General features: G+C 62.6%; 14 protein-coding genes. 5 read left to right on the top strand and 9 right to left on the bottom strand.

Features of this window, described 5'->3' with window-relative positions; genetic code table 11:
- Position 1 precedes the first annotated feature (1 nt).
- The 8 genes from sufU to V0R37_RS14410 are packed head-to-tail and all read right to left on the bottom strand — an operon-like array spanning position 2 to position 8,575.
- Complete coding sequence (sufU, locus tag V0R37_RS14375) at positions 2-457, bottom strand: Fe-S cluster assembly sulfur transfer protein SufU (RefSeq protein ID WP_420375172.1); 456 nt, start codon at positions 455-457, stop codon at positions 2-4.
- Positions 454-1,710 carry a SufS family cysteine desulfurase gene (locus V0R37_RS14380; RefSeq protein WP_420375173.1) on the bottom strand — a complete coding sequence of 419 codons (1,257 nt, stop codon included), beginning with the start codon at positions 1,708-1,710 and terminating at the stop codon, positions 454-456. Before V0R37_RS14380 ends, sufU begins: the two co-directional genes overlap by 4 nt.
- 1 nt (position 1,711) lies before the next feature.
- Complete coding sequence (gene sufD / locus V0R37_RS14385) at positions 1,712-3,016, bottom strand: Fe-S cluster assembly protein SufD (protein ID WP_420375174.1); 1,305 nt, start codon at positions 3,014-3,016, stop codon at positions 1,712-1,714.
- Positions 3,013-3,783 carry a Fe-S cluster assembly ATPase SufC gene (gene sufC / locus V0R37_RS14390; protein WP_420375175.1) on the bottom strand — a complete coding sequence of 257 codons (771 nt, stop codon included), beginning with the start codon at positions 3,781-3,783 and terminating at the stop codon, positions 3,013-3,015. The genes sufD and sufC overlap by 4 nt, the downstream gene beginning before the upstream one ends.
- A 12-nt stretch (positions 3,784-3,795) precedes the next feature.
- Positions 3,796-5,292, bottom strand: coding sequence for a Fe-S cluster assembly protein SufB (sufB, locus tag V0R37_RS14395; RefSeq protein WP_420375176.1), 1,497 nt, complete (start codon positions 5,290-5,292; stop codon positions 3,796-3,798).
- Positions 5,289-5,786 (bottom strand): SUF system Fe-S cluster assembly regulator, encoded by a 498-nt coding sequence (locus V0R37_RS14400; protein WP_420375177.1) that lies wholly within the window; start codon positions 5,784-5,786, stop codon positions 5,289-5,291. Before V0R37_RS14400 ends, sufB begins: the two co-directional genes overlap by 4 nt.
- Before the next feature lie 55 nt (positions 5,787-5,841).
- Positions 5,842-7,632, bottom strand: coding sequence for an ABCB family ABC transporter ATP-binding protein/permease (locus V0R37_RS14405; RefSeq protein WP_420375178.1), 1,791 nt, complete (start codon positions 7,630-7,632; stop codon positions 5,842-5,844).
- 43 nt (positions 7,633-7,675) lie between these two features.
- Positions 7,676-8,575: a LysR family transcriptional regulator gene (locus V0R37_RS14410; RefSeq protein ID WP_420375179.1), complete on the bottom strand. Its 900-nt coding sequence runs from the start codon at positions 8,573-8,575 to the stop codon at positions 7,676-7,678.
- Positions 8,576-8,671: 96 nt separating this feature from the next.
- Here V0R37_RS14410 and V0R37_RS14415 point away from each other — a divergent pair, with 96 nt between their 5' ends.
- The 5 genes from V0R37_RS14415 to V0R37_RS14435 all read left to right on the top strand — a co-directional run bounded on the left by V0R37_RS14415 (position 8,672) and on the right by V0R37_RS14435 (position 13,189).
- The gene (locus tag V0R37_RS14415; RefSeq protein WP_420375180.1) at positions 8,672-10,021 is read left to right on the top strand and encodes an acyclic terpene utilization AtuA family protein; all 1,350 of its coding nucleotides are present in this window, start codon (positions 8,672-8,674) and stop codon (positions 10,019-10,021) included.
- Positions 10,022-10,025: 4 nt separating this feature from the next.
- A complete protein-coding gene (locus V0R37_RS14420; protein ID WP_420375181.1) occupies positions 10,026-10,397 on the top strand; it encodes an AtuA-related protein in 372 nt (123 codons plus the stop codon).
- 26 nt (positions 10,398-10,423) lie between these two features.
- Positions 10,424-11,401, top strand: coding sequence for a Bug family tripartite tricarboxylate transporter substrate binding protein (locus tag V0R37_RS14425; protein ID WP_420375182.1), 978 nt, complete (start codon positions 10,424-10,426; stop codon positions 11,399-11,401).
- 139 nt (positions 11,402-11,540) lie between these two features.
- Positions 11,541-12,065, top strand: coding sequence for a sigma-70 family RNA polymerase sigma factor (locus V0R37_RS14430; RefSeq protein WP_420375183.1), 525 nt, complete (start codon positions 11,541-11,543; stop codon positions 12,063-12,065).
- Positions 12,062-13,189, top strand: a complete 1,128-nt coding sequence (locus V0R37_RS14435; RefSeq protein ID WP_420375184.1) for an anti-sigma factor — start codon at positions 12,062-12,064, stop codon at positions 13,187-13,189. The genes V0R37_RS14430 and V0R37_RS14435 overlap by 4 nt, the downstream gene beginning before the upstream one ends.
- 43 nt (positions 13,190-13,232) lie before the next feature.
- On the opposite strand, the gene V0R37_RS14440 is transcribed toward V0R37_RS14435, so the two are convergent.
- Complete coding sequence (locus V0R37_RS14440) at positions 13,233-14,618, bottom strand: L-serine ammonia-lyase (RefSeq protein WP_420375185.1); 1,386 nt, start codon at positions 14,616-14,618, stop codon at positions 13,233-13,235.
- Positions 14,619-14,699: the final 81 nt, after the last annotated feature.

Raw genomic sequence — 14,699 nt, forward strand, 5'->3', positions numbered from 1 at the left:
CTTATTCGGTACGCGCCGTATCCCTGGCCTGCGTAATCGCATTATGCAAGGTATGCCAGGCCAGCGTTGCGCACTTCACCCTGGCGGGGAATTCGCGCACGCCGGACAAGACTTCCAACTTGCCGAAATCGCGCTCTTCCGGATGCGCCTCGGTCAGCATGGCATGCATGTCGCGAAACAAAGCCTCGACCTGGTCCACCGGCTGACCCTTGACCGCTTCGGTCATCAGCGACGCCGAAGCGGTCGATATGGCGCAGCCGTGACCCACAAAACTGGCTTCCTGCACGATGCCGTCTTCCACCCGCGCGTAGACTGTCAATTGATCGCCGCACAAGGGGTTGTGTCCATCGGCCGTATGGCTGGCATCCGCCATGGCATGAAAATTACGCGGGTGACGGTTGTGATCGAAAATCACTTCTTGGTAAAGCTCGCGCAAATCGCTGTGATGATCGCTCATTGATGCCCTGTTCCAAACAATTTCTGCGCCTTGCGCAGCGCCGCGGCCAAGGCGGCTATGTCTTCCTGCGTGTTGTAGAGCGCCAGCGACGCCCGCGCCGTGCCGGGAATGCCGAAACGGGTCATCAATGGCATGGCGCAATGATGGCCCGCCCGTATGGCCACGCCTTCCGTATCCAGAATGGTGCCCAGATCGTGCGGATGAATGCCGTCGACCACAAAGGACAGGATCCCCGCCTTGTGCTGTGCCGTGCCGATCAGGCGCACCCCGGGCAGGGCAAGCAATTCTTGCGTGCCCTGCTCGAGCAGGAAATGCTCGTGCGCCGCAATGGCCTCCAGGCCGATAGCCAGAACGTAGCGAATCGCCGCGTCCAGGCCGACGACCCCGGCGATGTTCGGCGTGCCCGCCTCGAAGCGCTGGGGTACATCGGCATAGGTGCTGCGCTCGAAGCTGACCGTGTAGATCATGTCGCCGCCGCCCTGCCAGGGCGGCATGTCTTTAAGTATGTCGTAACGCGCATACAAGGCGCCGATGCCGGTGGGACCGTACAGCTTATGTCCTGAAAAGGCATAGAAATCGCAATCGATCGCCTGCACGTCGACCATCTGGTGCGCCACCGCCTGCGCGCCGTCTATCAATACCTTGGCGCCGGCTTCATGAGCCAGACGGGTGATCTCAACAACCGGATTGACCGTGCCCAGCGCATTGGAAACATGCGCCACGCCGACCAGTTTCGTTCGCGGCCCCAACAGGGCGCGATATTGGTCCATGTCCAGTTCGCCGCTGTCCGTCACCGGAACCACGCGCAATCGCGCGCCCGTCTGCTCGCACAGCAGTTGCCAGGGCACGATGTTGGAATGATGCTCCATGCCGGTGATCAGGATTTCGTCGCCTTCTTTCAGCGCCGCCCTGCCCCAGCTGTAGGCGACCAGGTTGATGGCCTCAGTGGTGCCGCGGGTGAAAACGATTTCCTGACTGCGCGCGGCATTGAGCAATTTCCGGACGCTCTCGCGCCCCTGCTCGTAAAGATCGGTGGCATGCTGGGACAGCCAATGCACGCCGCGATGGATGTTGGCGTTGGAATGCTCGTAATAACGGCTTTCTGCCTGGATGACCGCCAGCGGCTTTTGCGTCGTGGCGCCATTATCCAGGTAGGCCAGCCGGCGCCCTTTTACGGGATGCGACAGGATGGGAAAATCGGCGGCGCAATCCAGCAAGCCCTGCGCGCCGGCCATGCGTATCGGTGCATTCATGCTAGAACTCTCCCAGCGCGGCGCCGCCCGGCACCAGCGAACGTATGGCGGAAGCCACCTTGCTGCGCAGCGCTTCAGGCTCGATGCGGCCGACGGCCTGGGCCGCGAATGCATAAGTCAGCACGTTGCGCGCATGCGCCTCGTCCAGGCCGCGCGAGCGCAGGTAGAACATGCTGTCCTCGTCGATCTGGCCGACGGTGGCGCCGTGCGCGCACTTAACGTCGTCGGCGTAGATTTCCAGCTCGGGCCGGGCATCCGCCTTGGCCATGCGCGACAACAGCAGGCTGTCGGAACGCTGGACCGCATCGGTTTTGTCGGCGCCCGGGGCCACCAGGATGCGGCCGCCGAATACGCCGCGCGCCGTATCGTCCAGTATGCCCCGATAGAATTCGCGGCTGACGCCATGCGGCTGCGCATGGTCTATCAAGGTGTGGTGGTCGACATGCCGGCGGCCGTCGACATAGTACAGGCCGTTGAGCAGGGTTTCGCAATGATCGCCGGCAAAGCGGGTGGCGATATCGTGGCGCGCCAGGCGCGCGCCGAAGGACATGGAATGCGAGTTATAGATCGACCCCTTGGCCTGCTCGACGCTGACCGCGCCAAGATGGAAGGCCTGCGGGTCTTCCTGCTGCAGCTTCAGGTGGGTGACGTGCGCATCCGCGGCCAGCTTGGCCCGCGTTACCGTGTTGGTCAGGCTGGCGCCGCTGCCCTGCCCCACATAATGTTCCACGACAACGGCCTGCGCCGCGGCCTCGGCGACAATAAGATTGCGCGGAAAGCTGGCGGCCTGCTGGCTGGCCGCAATGAACAACAGGTGCACCGGCCGGTCCAGGGCAACGCCCCGGGCCAGGCTGATGAAGGCGCCGTCGGCCGCCAAAGCGGTGTTCAGCGCGGCGGTGCTGGAACCCTCGAGCTCATTGCCGAAAACGGCTTCAACCTGTTCGGGAACCTGTTCCAGAGCTTCGGACAGGGACTGAACCCGGGCGCCCTGGGGCAAAGGCCCCACATCGGACAGCTCGGGCACATGGCGCCCATCGACGAAGACCAGCCAATGGCCGGCTTCTTCGCCGCGCAACTGCCCGGCGAGCTGCGCCGCCGACGGCTTGCCGGCCTCAAGAAAAGACTGCTGTTCCAGCACGGCCAGAGAGGTGTGGCGCCACGCTTCCTGGCGAGTGGTGGGCCAGCCTTCGGCGGCAAATCGTTCGATGGCGCGTTGGCGCATGGACGACAGCCAGGGGAGCCGGGCACCGGCAGAGCTGCGCGCATGAGCCGTAAAACCGGTCACCCACGTTTGCACCGTGCTCATGCCGCGGCCCCTTTGTTTTCAGCTGCCAGATCCTTGACCCAGCCATAGCCCCGCTCTTCAAGCTCAAGCGCCAGCTCGTGTCCGCCGGAACGGACAATGCGCCCGCCCGCCAGCACGTGCACGAAATCGGGCACGATGTAATCCAGCAGGCGCTGATAGTGGGTAATGACGATAAGCGCGCGCTCGGGCGAACGCAGGCGATTGACGCCGTCGGCAACGACCTTGAGCGCGTCGATATCCAGGCCGGAGTCGGTTTCGTCCAGAATGGCCAGCTTGGGTTCCAGCAAGGTCATTTGCAGGACCTCGTTGCGCTTTTTTTCGCCGCCCGAAAACCCCTCGTTCACGGAGCGGTAAAGGAATTCCTCTTTCATGCCCACGGCTTTCATTTCGGTCTTGACCCGCTTGATGAAGTCCATGGCATCCAGCTCGGGCAGCCCTTGATGGCGCCGGCCCGCGTTCACGGCCGCGCGCAGGAAATAGGCATTGGACACGCCGGGGATTTCGATGGGATATTGAAAGGCCAGGAACAGGCCCGAACGGGCTCGCTCTTCAATGGGCATGGACAGGAGATCCTGGCCCTGCCATTGCACCGACCCGCTTTCCACCTTGTAATCCTCGCGGCCGGCGAGCACCTGCGACAGCGTGCTTTTGCCGGATCCGTTGGGACCCATGATGGCGTGGACCTCGCCGGCTTTAACCTCGAGGTTCAAACCGCGCAGAATCGCCTTGTCTTCGACCGAGGCGTGCAAATCCTTGATGCTTAGCATTACTACTTCTCCTTAACCTACGCTGCCTTCCAGACTTACGCCGAGCAGGTTCTGAGCCTCGACTGCGAATTCCATGGGCAATTCCTTGAAAACTTCCTTGCAAAATCCGTTCACGATCATGGACACGGCATCTTCGGCCGAAAGGCCGCGCTGCATCGCATAGAACAACTGGTCTTCGCCTATGCGCGACGCTGTCGCCTCGTGCTCGACGCTGGCCGTGGGGTTCTGCACCTCCATGGTCGGGAAGGTATGCGCCGCGCACTTGCTGCCGATCAGCAGCGAATCGCACTGCGTGTAGTTGCGCGCGTTCTCGGCCTTGGGCGTGATGCGCACCAGGCCGCGATAGGCGTTGCTGCCATGCCCCGCCGATATCCCCTTGGAAATGATGGTGCTGCGGGTATTGCGGCCCATGTGGATCATCTTGGTGCCGGTGTCGGCCTGCTGGCGATGATTGCTGAGCGCCACCGAATAGAATTCGCCGACCGAGTCGTCGCCGCGCAGGATGACGCTGGGGTATTTCCAGGTGATGGCCGAGCCGGTTTCGACCTGAGTCCACGAAATGCGCGAACGCGCCCCGCGACAGTCGCCGCGCTTGGTCACGAAGTTGTAGATGCCGCCCACGCCGTCCTTGTCCCCGGGATACCAGTTCTGGACGGTGGAGTACTTGATCTTGGCGTCGTCCAGCGCAACCAGTTCGACCACGGCCGCGTGCAGCTGGTTTTCGTCGCGCATGGGCGCCGTACAGCCTTCCAGGTAGCTGACCGAAGCGCCTTCCTCGGCAATGATCAGCGTGCGTTCGAACTGCCCCGTATCCTGCGCATTGATGCGGAAATACGTGGACAGTTCCATGGGACATCGAACCCCTTTCGGAATGAATACGAAGGAACCATCGGAGAACACCGCGGAGTTGAGCGCGGCATAGAAGTTGTCGCCCGGAGGCACCACGGTACCCAGGTACTTGCGCACCAGATCGGGGTGCTCCTTCACGGCTTCCGAGAACGAACAGAAGATGACGCCGACCTCGGCCAATTGCTTGCGGAAGGTGGTGGCCACCGACACCGAGTCGAACACGGCATCGACCGCCACGCCCGCCAGCCTGGCGCGCTCGTGCAGAGGGACGCCCAGCTTTTCATAAGTGCGCAGCAGCTCGGGATCGACTTCGTCCAGGCTTTTGGGGCCGTCCTTCTTGCTTTTGGGAGCGGAGTAATAGCTGATGTCCTGGAAATCGATGGCCGGGAAACTGACCTTGGCCCACTCGGGCAGGTCCATGGTCAGCCAATGCCGATAAGCGGCCAGACGCCATTCCAGCATGAATTCCGGCTCGCCCTTCTTGGACGAAAGCAGCCGGATGGTGTCTTCGGACAAGCCTTTGGGTATCGTTACCGATTCGATCTCGGTCACGAAGCCGGCCGAGTATTCGCGATCGAGGAAGGACTCGATGGGATCGACTCGGGGTGTAACGCCCGGTTCAGCTCGAGGCGTGACGCCGGGTTCTGTCAGAGAATTCATTTATGGATACTCCATGTCGTGGGACGTGCCGCTTTGGTCCTGGCTTTCGACTCGGGCACCGGCTGCGCATTCAAGGGAAATTCAATGGGGGTCGGACGGACCATATCGGCCACGCTGACGTCTTCGAGCGTGCGCCGCACAATGGCATTGATGCGCTGCCAATTCGTGCGGATATGGCAGCCCGCTTCGACCGAACATGCACCCGGCGTAGCGGTGCATTCGGTCAGCCCGAAAGGTTGTTCTTCAAGAGCGTCTATAATCTGCGCTACGCTGATCTGGTCGGCGGGCCGCCCAAGCGTGTAGCCGCCCCGGGCGCCGCGGCTGCTTTTGACCAAATCGCGCTGGCCCAGCAGCTTGAGTATCTTGCTGACTGTGGGCTGGCCAAGACCCAATGTGGCGGCCAGATCGGCCGCGCTGAACACACGGTCCGGGCACCCGGCCATGTGGGTCAACAACAGCGTCCCGTAATCGATTATCTTGCTGATACGCAGCACCTGCGCCTCCGAATCACTTCATTAGCCATATAGTACCGCTTTGGTACTATATGAGTCAAGTCGGTTCCTCATCCCCGCCGGCTTGCTGCAGCATCCACATTTGCGCATACCGTCCGCCCTGCAACAGCAGATCGCGGTGCGAGCCGCGCTCCAGCACACGGCCATGATCCAGCACGATGATTTCATCCGCATCCACGATGGTCGATAGCCGGTGGGCGATGATGAGCGTGGTCCTGTCCTTGGCGATCAGACTCAGCTCTTCCTGGATCGCCCTTTCGGTGCGGGTATCCAGAGCGCTGGTGGCCTCATCCAGGATCAGGATGGGCGGATTCTTCAGCAGCGTCCTGGCAATGGCCACCCGCTGTTTCTCGCCGCCGGACAGTTTCAGGCCGCGCTCGCCGACTTGCGTCTGATAGCCTTCGGGCAGGGCCGTCACAAAATCATGGATGCTTGCGGCCTTGGCGGCCTGCACGATCTCCTCGTGGCTGGCCGCCGGATTGCCGTAAGCGATGTTGTACAGGATGCTGTCATTGAACAACACCGTGTCCTGGGGCACGATGCCTATGTGCTGGCGCAGGCTGGCCTGAGTCAGGTCGCGAATGTCGATGCCGTTGACCCGTATGGCGCCGGCATCGATGTCATAGAAGCGGAACATCAGGCGCGACAAGGTCGATTTCCCCGCGCCCGACGATCCCACCACGGCCAGCGTCCGGCCCGCCGGTATCGTGAAACTGACGTCGAACAGTATCTGGCGATTGGCCTCATAGCCGAAATCCACCCTATCGAATTCGATGCTGGCCTGGGCCGCCTTCAGCTTGCGCGCATCGGGCCCGTCCGCCACTTCCTGGCCCTGCTCCATCAGGCTGAACATGCGCTCCATGTCGGCCAGCGCATGCTTGATCTCCCGATACACGAAGCCCAGGAAATTCAATGGCGCATACAGTTGCGTCAGGTAAGCCGACACCAGCACCACATCGCCCACCGACATGGTCTGGCTGACCACTCCCTGGGCCGACAGCCAGAGCAACAAGGTGATGCCGATGGTAATGATGAAGCCCTGTCCCATGTTCAGAAAATTCAGGGACACCTGGTTCTTCACCGCGGAATCCACCCATTTGCCCAGGTTGCGGTCATAGCGATCGATTTCGTAGCCTTCGTTGCCGAAATACTTGACGGTCTCGTAATTGAGCAAGGCATCAATGGCCTTGCTGTTGGCCTTGCTGTCCAGTTCGTTCATGCTGCGCCGATACACCATGCGCTTTTCGGTCACCAGCAAGGTAAATGCGATATAGGCCACGATGGTGCCTATCGTCACGATGGCGAACATGAAATCGTAGCGCCACAGCAGGATGGCCGCCACCATGCCGATCTCCAGCAAGGTCGGCAAGATATTGAAGACCATGAAGTTCAGCAAGAAGCCTATGCCCTTGGTGCCGCGCTCGATATCGCGGCTCAGGCCGCCTGTCTGGCGCTGCATGTGAAAGCGCAGGGACAAGGCAAACAGGTGCTTGAAAAGCCGGGTGGCAATGCGCCGTATTGAGCCTTGCGTCACGCGTGCGAACAAGGCATCGCGCAGCTCGCCGAACACGCTGCTGGCCAAGCGGGCAAAACCATAGCCCAGCAAGGCGGCAACCGGCAGGACCATCAGCGTGGCCGGCACACTGAGCTTGTCCACCACCTCTTTCAGGTACAAGGGCAGGATAACGCTGGCCACCTTGGCGGCCACCAGACAGGCCAGGGCGGCCATGACGCGCCACTTGAACTGCCAGACGAAAGGCAAAAGCGATCTGATGGTCTGAATATCGTTGCGACGGCTTGGGGCCGGGCCCCTGTGGGTGAATCTCATGAAGATGCGATCGAAGTGGCGGCGTCCGACATTGTACGTTGCGCTACCCTTCAGGCAGGCTGCCGCGCTGCTCCTGAAGCAACTCGTAAAAGGCCCGCGCCGCGCTGGACAAGCTTTTTTCGCTGCGGCGTATCAGGTAGAGCGAGCGCTTCAGGCGGCTCTTTCCCGCCAGCGGCACCACCGCGATGCCGGGATGCCGGAACTGGAACAAGGTCATGGAAGGCACCAGGCTGACGCCCAGCCCCGCCGCCACCAGACCCGTCACGGTTGCCAGGTGATCGACTTCCAGGAAGGTGTCCAGCCCTGCGAACACGTTGCTGCGCAACAGGCTCTGGCGAATGCTGCTGGCCTTGCCAAGCTGGATGATGGCGCTTCCCTTGAGTTCGCGCAGATGCACGGCCGGCCGCTGCGACAGCGGATGATCGTTGCGGCACACCAAATGGAAGTAGTCCTCGCACAGCGGCTCGGCGGCCAGGCCGGCCATGTCCCGTCCCTTGGCCGCCACGGCGATATCGACCGAACCCCGCCGGACCAGATCCAGGCAAGGCTCCAGCAAGGCGTCGTGCAACTGCAGCTCAACCCCGGGATAGCGGGCCAGAAACTGCGCATAGATGCCGGGCAGCCAGCCGGCGGCCAACGAAGGCAAGGCCGCAACGGCAACCCTCCCCTTGCGCTTGGCGACATGGTCATGGATGTCCTCCATGACGCTGTCCAGATCGTTCAGCAGCCTCAAGGCCGACTCGTTGAACAGCCTGCCCTCGGGCGTCAGTTCCACCCGCCGTGTCGTACGGTCGAACAGCCGGGTGCCGGCGGCGTCCTCCAGCGTCCTGATCAGGGCGCTGAATGCCGGCTGGGTGGTGTGGCAGCGCTCCGCCGCTTTTGTAAAGTGCCGTTCCTGGGCAAGAGCCACAAAGGCGCGCAATTGGCGGGACGATAGATTCATAAAAATGTTGGATCAATAAATAAGATATTTCTATTTAACTTATCAATTTAGCAATTCTATAGTACAGCGGCAAACACACAACAGGCATATACGGGCATGGAGACGACACCACTTACCATAGGCTGCGCCACAGGGTTCTCGGGCGACCGCAGCGACGGCGTGCGGCCGGTCGTCGACACGCTGATCCAAAGCGGCGGCCAGGCGCTGATATTCGAAACGCTGGCCGAGCGCACCCTGGCGTTGTCGCAGCTGGCCAAGAACAGCGATCCGGAACTCGGCTATGAGCCCTTGCTGGCCGAGTTGCTGCGGCCCGCGCTGGCCGATTGCCTGAAGCACAAGATACGAATAATCAGCAATTTCGGCGCGGCCAACCCGCCCGCCGCCGCCCGGCGCATTCAATCGCTCGCGCGGGAGCTGGCATTGCGCGCGCCGCGCATCGCCGTGCTGTCGGGCGACCAACTGACCCGGCCCGAACAGCTGGCTTACCTGCGCGAGCGTTTGGGGCCCGAATTCGACCGACTCGATATCGTCAGCGTGAACGCCTACCAGGGCGCGGTGGAAATCGCCCAGGCCCTGCAAGCCGAGGCCGACATCGTGGTTGCGGGACGGGTGGCCGACCCCTCGCTGGTATTGGGACCCGCCTTGGCGCACTTCGATTGGCGGCACGACGACTGGCACCGGCTGGGCTGCGCCACCATGGCGGGCCACCTGCTGGAGTGCGGTACCCAGGTCAGCGGCGGCTACTTCGCCATACCCGGCCTTAAAGAAGTGCCGGACATGGACACGCTGGGCTTTCCGATTGCCAGCATCGATGGTTCAGGAGCGTTCTCGGTCACCAAGGCGGCCGGCACGGGCGGCGCCGTCACGCTGCAAACCGTCAAAGAGCAACTGCTGTACGAAGTGCATGACCCCGCCGCCTACCTGACGCCCGACGTCATCGCCGATATCAGCCAGGTGCGTGTCGCGCAAAACGGGCCCGACAGGGTCGATGTGCGGGGCGTCACCGGCCACCCCAGGCCCGACACCCTGAAAGTCAATATCTGCTATCGCGGCGGTTGGCTGGCGGAGGCCGAGATTTCCTACGCCGGATTGCAGGCCGAGGCGCGCGCGCGCCTGGCGGCGGACATTGTCCAAAAGCGGATAGGCGCGCATTTGAAGCTGCGCATAGACCTGATCGGCGCCGTCAGCATTTTCGGCGACGACGACGGCCGCTACCTGCGCCAGCAGGCGGCCGGTCAGGCCAGGGACGTGCGTCTGCGCGTCGCGGCCGCGCATCCCGATAAGGAAACCGCCGCACGCGTCCTGCACGAGGTCACCGCGCTGTATACCTGCGGCCCCGCCGGCGGCGGCGGAGTCCGCACGGCTCTGCGGCCCCGCCTGAACAGCCTGTCCAGTGCCGTCCCCCGCGACCTGGCACCGGCAAGCTGGACTTTCACGGATGAATGAATTCATGCCCGCCACAGATAACCTCGTCCTCGTTCCCTTATACCGCCTTGCGCACAGCCGCACGGGCGACAAGGGGGACATATCCAACATCAGCGTGATCGCCTGGACTGCCGAGCTTTTTCCCATACTGAAAGAGCAGCTTACCGAACAGGCCCTGGAAAAATGGTTTGAATTCCGCAAGCCCCGGCGCGTGCGGCGCTACCTGATTGAATCCATAGACGCCATGAATTTCGTGCTGGAAGGCATCCTGGACGGCGGCGTCAACGACGCGCTCAACCTGGATACCCACGGCAAGGCCCTGTCGTTCCATCTGCTGGATTTTCCGATCCGGGTAAACAGCGGCCTGGCCGCCACCCTGCCCGACATCACCCCCTGACCAACCCACCCAAAAGGAGACAACCCATGAACCCGGGTCAAATCAAAAAAACATTATTGGCTGCGGCACTGGGCCTATGCCTGCCTCTTGCCGCGCCATCGCATGCGCAAGACTACCCCAGCAAATCCATTACCTTTGTGGTGCCTTTCGGACCCGGCAGCGCCACCGACCAGCTAGCCCGCGCAATCGGCCAAGGCATAACCGAACAGACCAAGCAAGTGGTCGTCATCGAGAACAAGCCCGGAGCAAGCGCCATGATAGGCGCCAGCGACGTGGCGCGCGCCGAGCCCGACGGCTATAAAGTGTTGATCACCACCAATACGTCGCAATCGGCCAACCCGCATCTTTACAAGAAGCTCAATTACGATCCCGTCAAGGATTTCGAGCCGGTCACCTTGCTGGGTACAGGCGGGCAAATCATGGTGGTCAACCCCGCCTCTCCCGCCAAGACGGTCGGCGACTTCATCAAGCTGGCCAAGGAAACCCCCGAAAAGCTCAGCTTCGGCAGCGGCAGCTCCAGCAGCCGGGTCGCGGGCGAGCTGTTCCAGCAGATGGCCGACGTAAAGCTCCTGCACGTGCCTTACAAAAGCAATCCCCTGGTCATCACCGACCTGCTGGGCGGCCAGATCGACATGATGATGGCCGACATGGCCACCGGCCTGCCCCAGGTCAAGGCCAACAAACTGCGCGCGCTTGGCGTAACCATGGCCCAGCCTTCGGTATTGGCTCCCGACATACCCACGATCGCCAGCGCGGGCGTGCCGGGTTACGAAATGGGCTACTGGTTCGGCGCCTATGTGCCGGCCAATACGCCGGCCGCGGTGGTATCCCGGCTGCACGATCTGCTGGTCAATGCCACCACACGCAGCGCCGCCGTCCAGTTCTACGAACAGACAGGCACGAAGCCCGTGACATCCACGCCGGCCGAGCTTGCCGATTTCCAAAAAAAGGAAACGGAAAAATGGGGCGCCATCATCAAGAAGGCGGGCATTGAGCCCTCGTAACGGCTTGGGCTTTCAGGTCTCCGGGTAGCGGGGCTATCTGGGGGTTAACTCCTGTTACCCCTATCCGCGCGCCATGAACTTTTGTTTACCGGAACACCTAATACAATAACGTGCCCGCAAGGGATAAACCGGAGAATGTATGGCTGTTCCACCTTTCGATTACGACGCCGCGCTACTGTCCTGCGCGGCCGGCGATCAGAACGCGTTCCAGAATCTGTATCGGCACGAGGCGCCGCGCATGCTGGCGCTGAGCCTTAAAATGCTTGGCCAACGCTCCAGCGCAGAAGACCTGGTGCAAGACGCATTCATCCTGATCTGGAAAAACGCGGCCAGCTACGATCCGATCATGGGCAGCGCTCGCGCCTGGATGTACAGCATCACGCGCTACCGCGCCCTTGGGCGTTTGCGCCAGGCTGGCCGCCTGCGCTCCAGCGACAGCTCATGGACGGATACCCTGCCGGGCGACGGAGCGTCGGCCGAACCTCACAGCGTGGCGGACACCATCGCATCACTGGACGAATCACGCCGCAAACCCTTGCTCATGGCCTTCTACAATGGCTACAACTACGAACAGATCGCTGCGCGCCTGAAGACCTCGCCGGGACAAGTCCGCCAGCATACGCAAGACGCCCTGAAATCGATGCAGGAGCGGCAACAGGCATGACACGCAACGACCAAGGCATACTGATTGCCGAGTACACGCTGGGCCTGCTGAATCCACAAGAAATGGCGCAAGCGCACGCCTTGCTGGGCCAGGACGCCGAAGCCGTCGTGCAGGCCCTGGACTGGGAACGCCGCTTCCTGGAACTGACCGATCTGTTGGCGCCGGTGGACCCGTCGCCCCTGCTGCTGGCCAAGATACAGACCAGCCTGGGGCACGACACTACGCCAAGGCCATCGAGCCTATACCGCAAGCCGGCGCACAACCCGCCCGGCGAGCCCCCACCCCCCAACGCCCACACGACGGCGCCAAAGAAGCGAAAAGCGCAACAAGCCACTGAACGGATACGCAGCGAACCCAGCCTATCGGCCGCTCCAAGGGCCGACAGCCCATCCGAGCCCGATGCCAGCGACACGCCGCCGGCAACGGCCAGCGCAGCTCTTCCGCCACCGGAGAATACCGGCAGCCTGACCGCCATGGCCGCCGGACCGGCCGGCACTAGCGCAGTCCCCGCCGCCCCTCCTCCCGCCGCGGACACTGTCGCCGCCATGGCGGCCCCCGCTGCCAAGACGGCGGCACCAGCCAGGACGGCGCCTCGTGAAAGAATATCCCAGGGAAATATCTGGATATGGCGAGCCGCCAGCGTGGTTTTTGCCGCCATCGCGCTGGCCCTGGGTCTGATGCCGGCCAAGCCCGTGCCTCCGCCCGTCACCGTCGTCGAGCTCGCGCCGACCCAGGCCGCCATATTGCAGGCGCCCGGCCAAAGCTCCACGCCCGGCTGGACCGTGACCATCGATCCGCAGCAGAATGTGCTGCTGGACCCGCAAGTACGCAGCGACATTCCCGCCGACGCCTCGGTGCAGCTGTGGACCCATAACAAGAATCTTCCGCAACCCAGATCGCTGGGGCTTATCGATCCGAACAAGCCGGTCACCGTGCCGGCGGCGCTCATGGGCCAGGTCAGTCCCGACCAGATCTTTGAAATGACGCTGGAGCCGGCGGGGGGCTCGCCCACCGCGGCCCCCACCGGCCCCATCCTGTTCATAGGCCGCGTCGTCACGTTTGGAAAGCGGCCGCCGCCCAGCCCCGCGGCGGGTGCAAGCGCCCCGCCCGCGGGAAGCTCTTAGTGTCCCGTCATGGCCGGGCCTCATCGGCAAAGCAGATAGCGGCCTAGCAAAGCACCACATTCACCGCCAGTCCGCCGCGCGACGTTTCCTTGTACTTGCTGCGCATGTCCGCGCCGGTCTGGCGCATGGTCTCGATGACGGCATCCAGGGAAACATGGTGCTGCCCATCGCCCTGCAAGGCCAGCCTGGCCGCGTTGATGGCCTTGACCGCACCCATGGCGTTGCGCTCTATACAGGGTATCTGTACCAGCCCTCCTATCGGGTCGCAGGTCAGGCCCAGGTTATGCTCCATGCCGATTTCCGCCGCATTCTCGACCTGTTGCGGCGTGCCGCCCAGGACCGCCGCCAGCCCCGCCGCCGCCATGGAACAGGCCACCCCCACTTCTCCCTGGCATCCGACCTCGGCGCCCGAGATCGAAGCGTTCTGCTTGTACAGAAAGCCTATCGCCGCCGCCGTCAACAGGAAGTCGACACGGCCGTCGTCGGACTGCTCCGGAATGAAAGTCTGGTAATACCGCAGCACCGCCGGCAGCAATCCGGCGGCACCGTTGGTCGGCGCGGTCACCACCCGCCCGCTGGCGGCGTTCTCCTCGTTGACCGCCATGGCAAAAAGGTTGACCCAATCCATGGCATGCAGCACGTCTTTCCGGGCGGTATCGCGCTGCAGTTCGCGATACAGGGCGGGCGCGCGGCGGCGCACCTTCAGGCCGCCGGGCAGGAGCTGGTCGGCCTGATCGTTATCGCGGCCGCAACCGCGATCGATGCAGGCATTCATGACATCCGCGATATGCAACACACCCCGCCGAACTTGTTCCGCGGGCGCCAGCACAGACTCGTTGGCCATCATCAACTGCGCAATGGACAGGCCCGTCCGGGCACAGGACTCGAGCAGTTGCGCCCCGGTCGAGAACGGATAAGGCATGGGCTCGTGCTGCGGCACGGACTCGTCGGTTTCCTGGGAATCGAGCGCACGGATGAAGCCTCCGCCTATGGACACATAGCGCTCCGCGATCAATAGCGCGCCCGAGGAGTCGAAGGCCTGGAAGCGCATGCCGTTGGGATGCTCGGCCATGGGCCGGATCCGGTACGAAAAGGCTTTTTCCGGATCGAAGGCGATATCGTGTGATCCCCATAAACGCAGCCGCTTGGTGGTCCGAACCTGTTCCATTAGTTGAGAAATGCTGGCCGGCACCACGGTATCGGGCGCCTCGCCCATCAGGCCCAGCGTGATGCCCATGTCGGTGCCATGGCCGCGTCCCGTTTCCGCCAATGAACCGTACAGGTCCACGGTCAACGCCGTCACGCGCGGCAGCAGACTCCGGGCTTGCAAGGTGCGTGCGAAATTGCGCGCCGCGCGCATCGGACCGACAGTATGGGAACTGGAGGGGCCTATGCCTATCTTGAAAATATCGAATACCGAGAGCGTCATGATGGAGTGCCTGTTTTTCTGTTCGGTAAAACCCCGCCCCCGAACGAGAGAAACCGGCGGGCATGCGCCGATTTTATCGCC

Source organism: Pollutimonas rozaliensis (genome assembly GCF_048751585.1).
In the GTDB taxonomy this organism is placed as follows: Bacteria; Pseudomonadota; Gammaproteobacteria; order Burkholderiales; family Burkholderiaceae_B.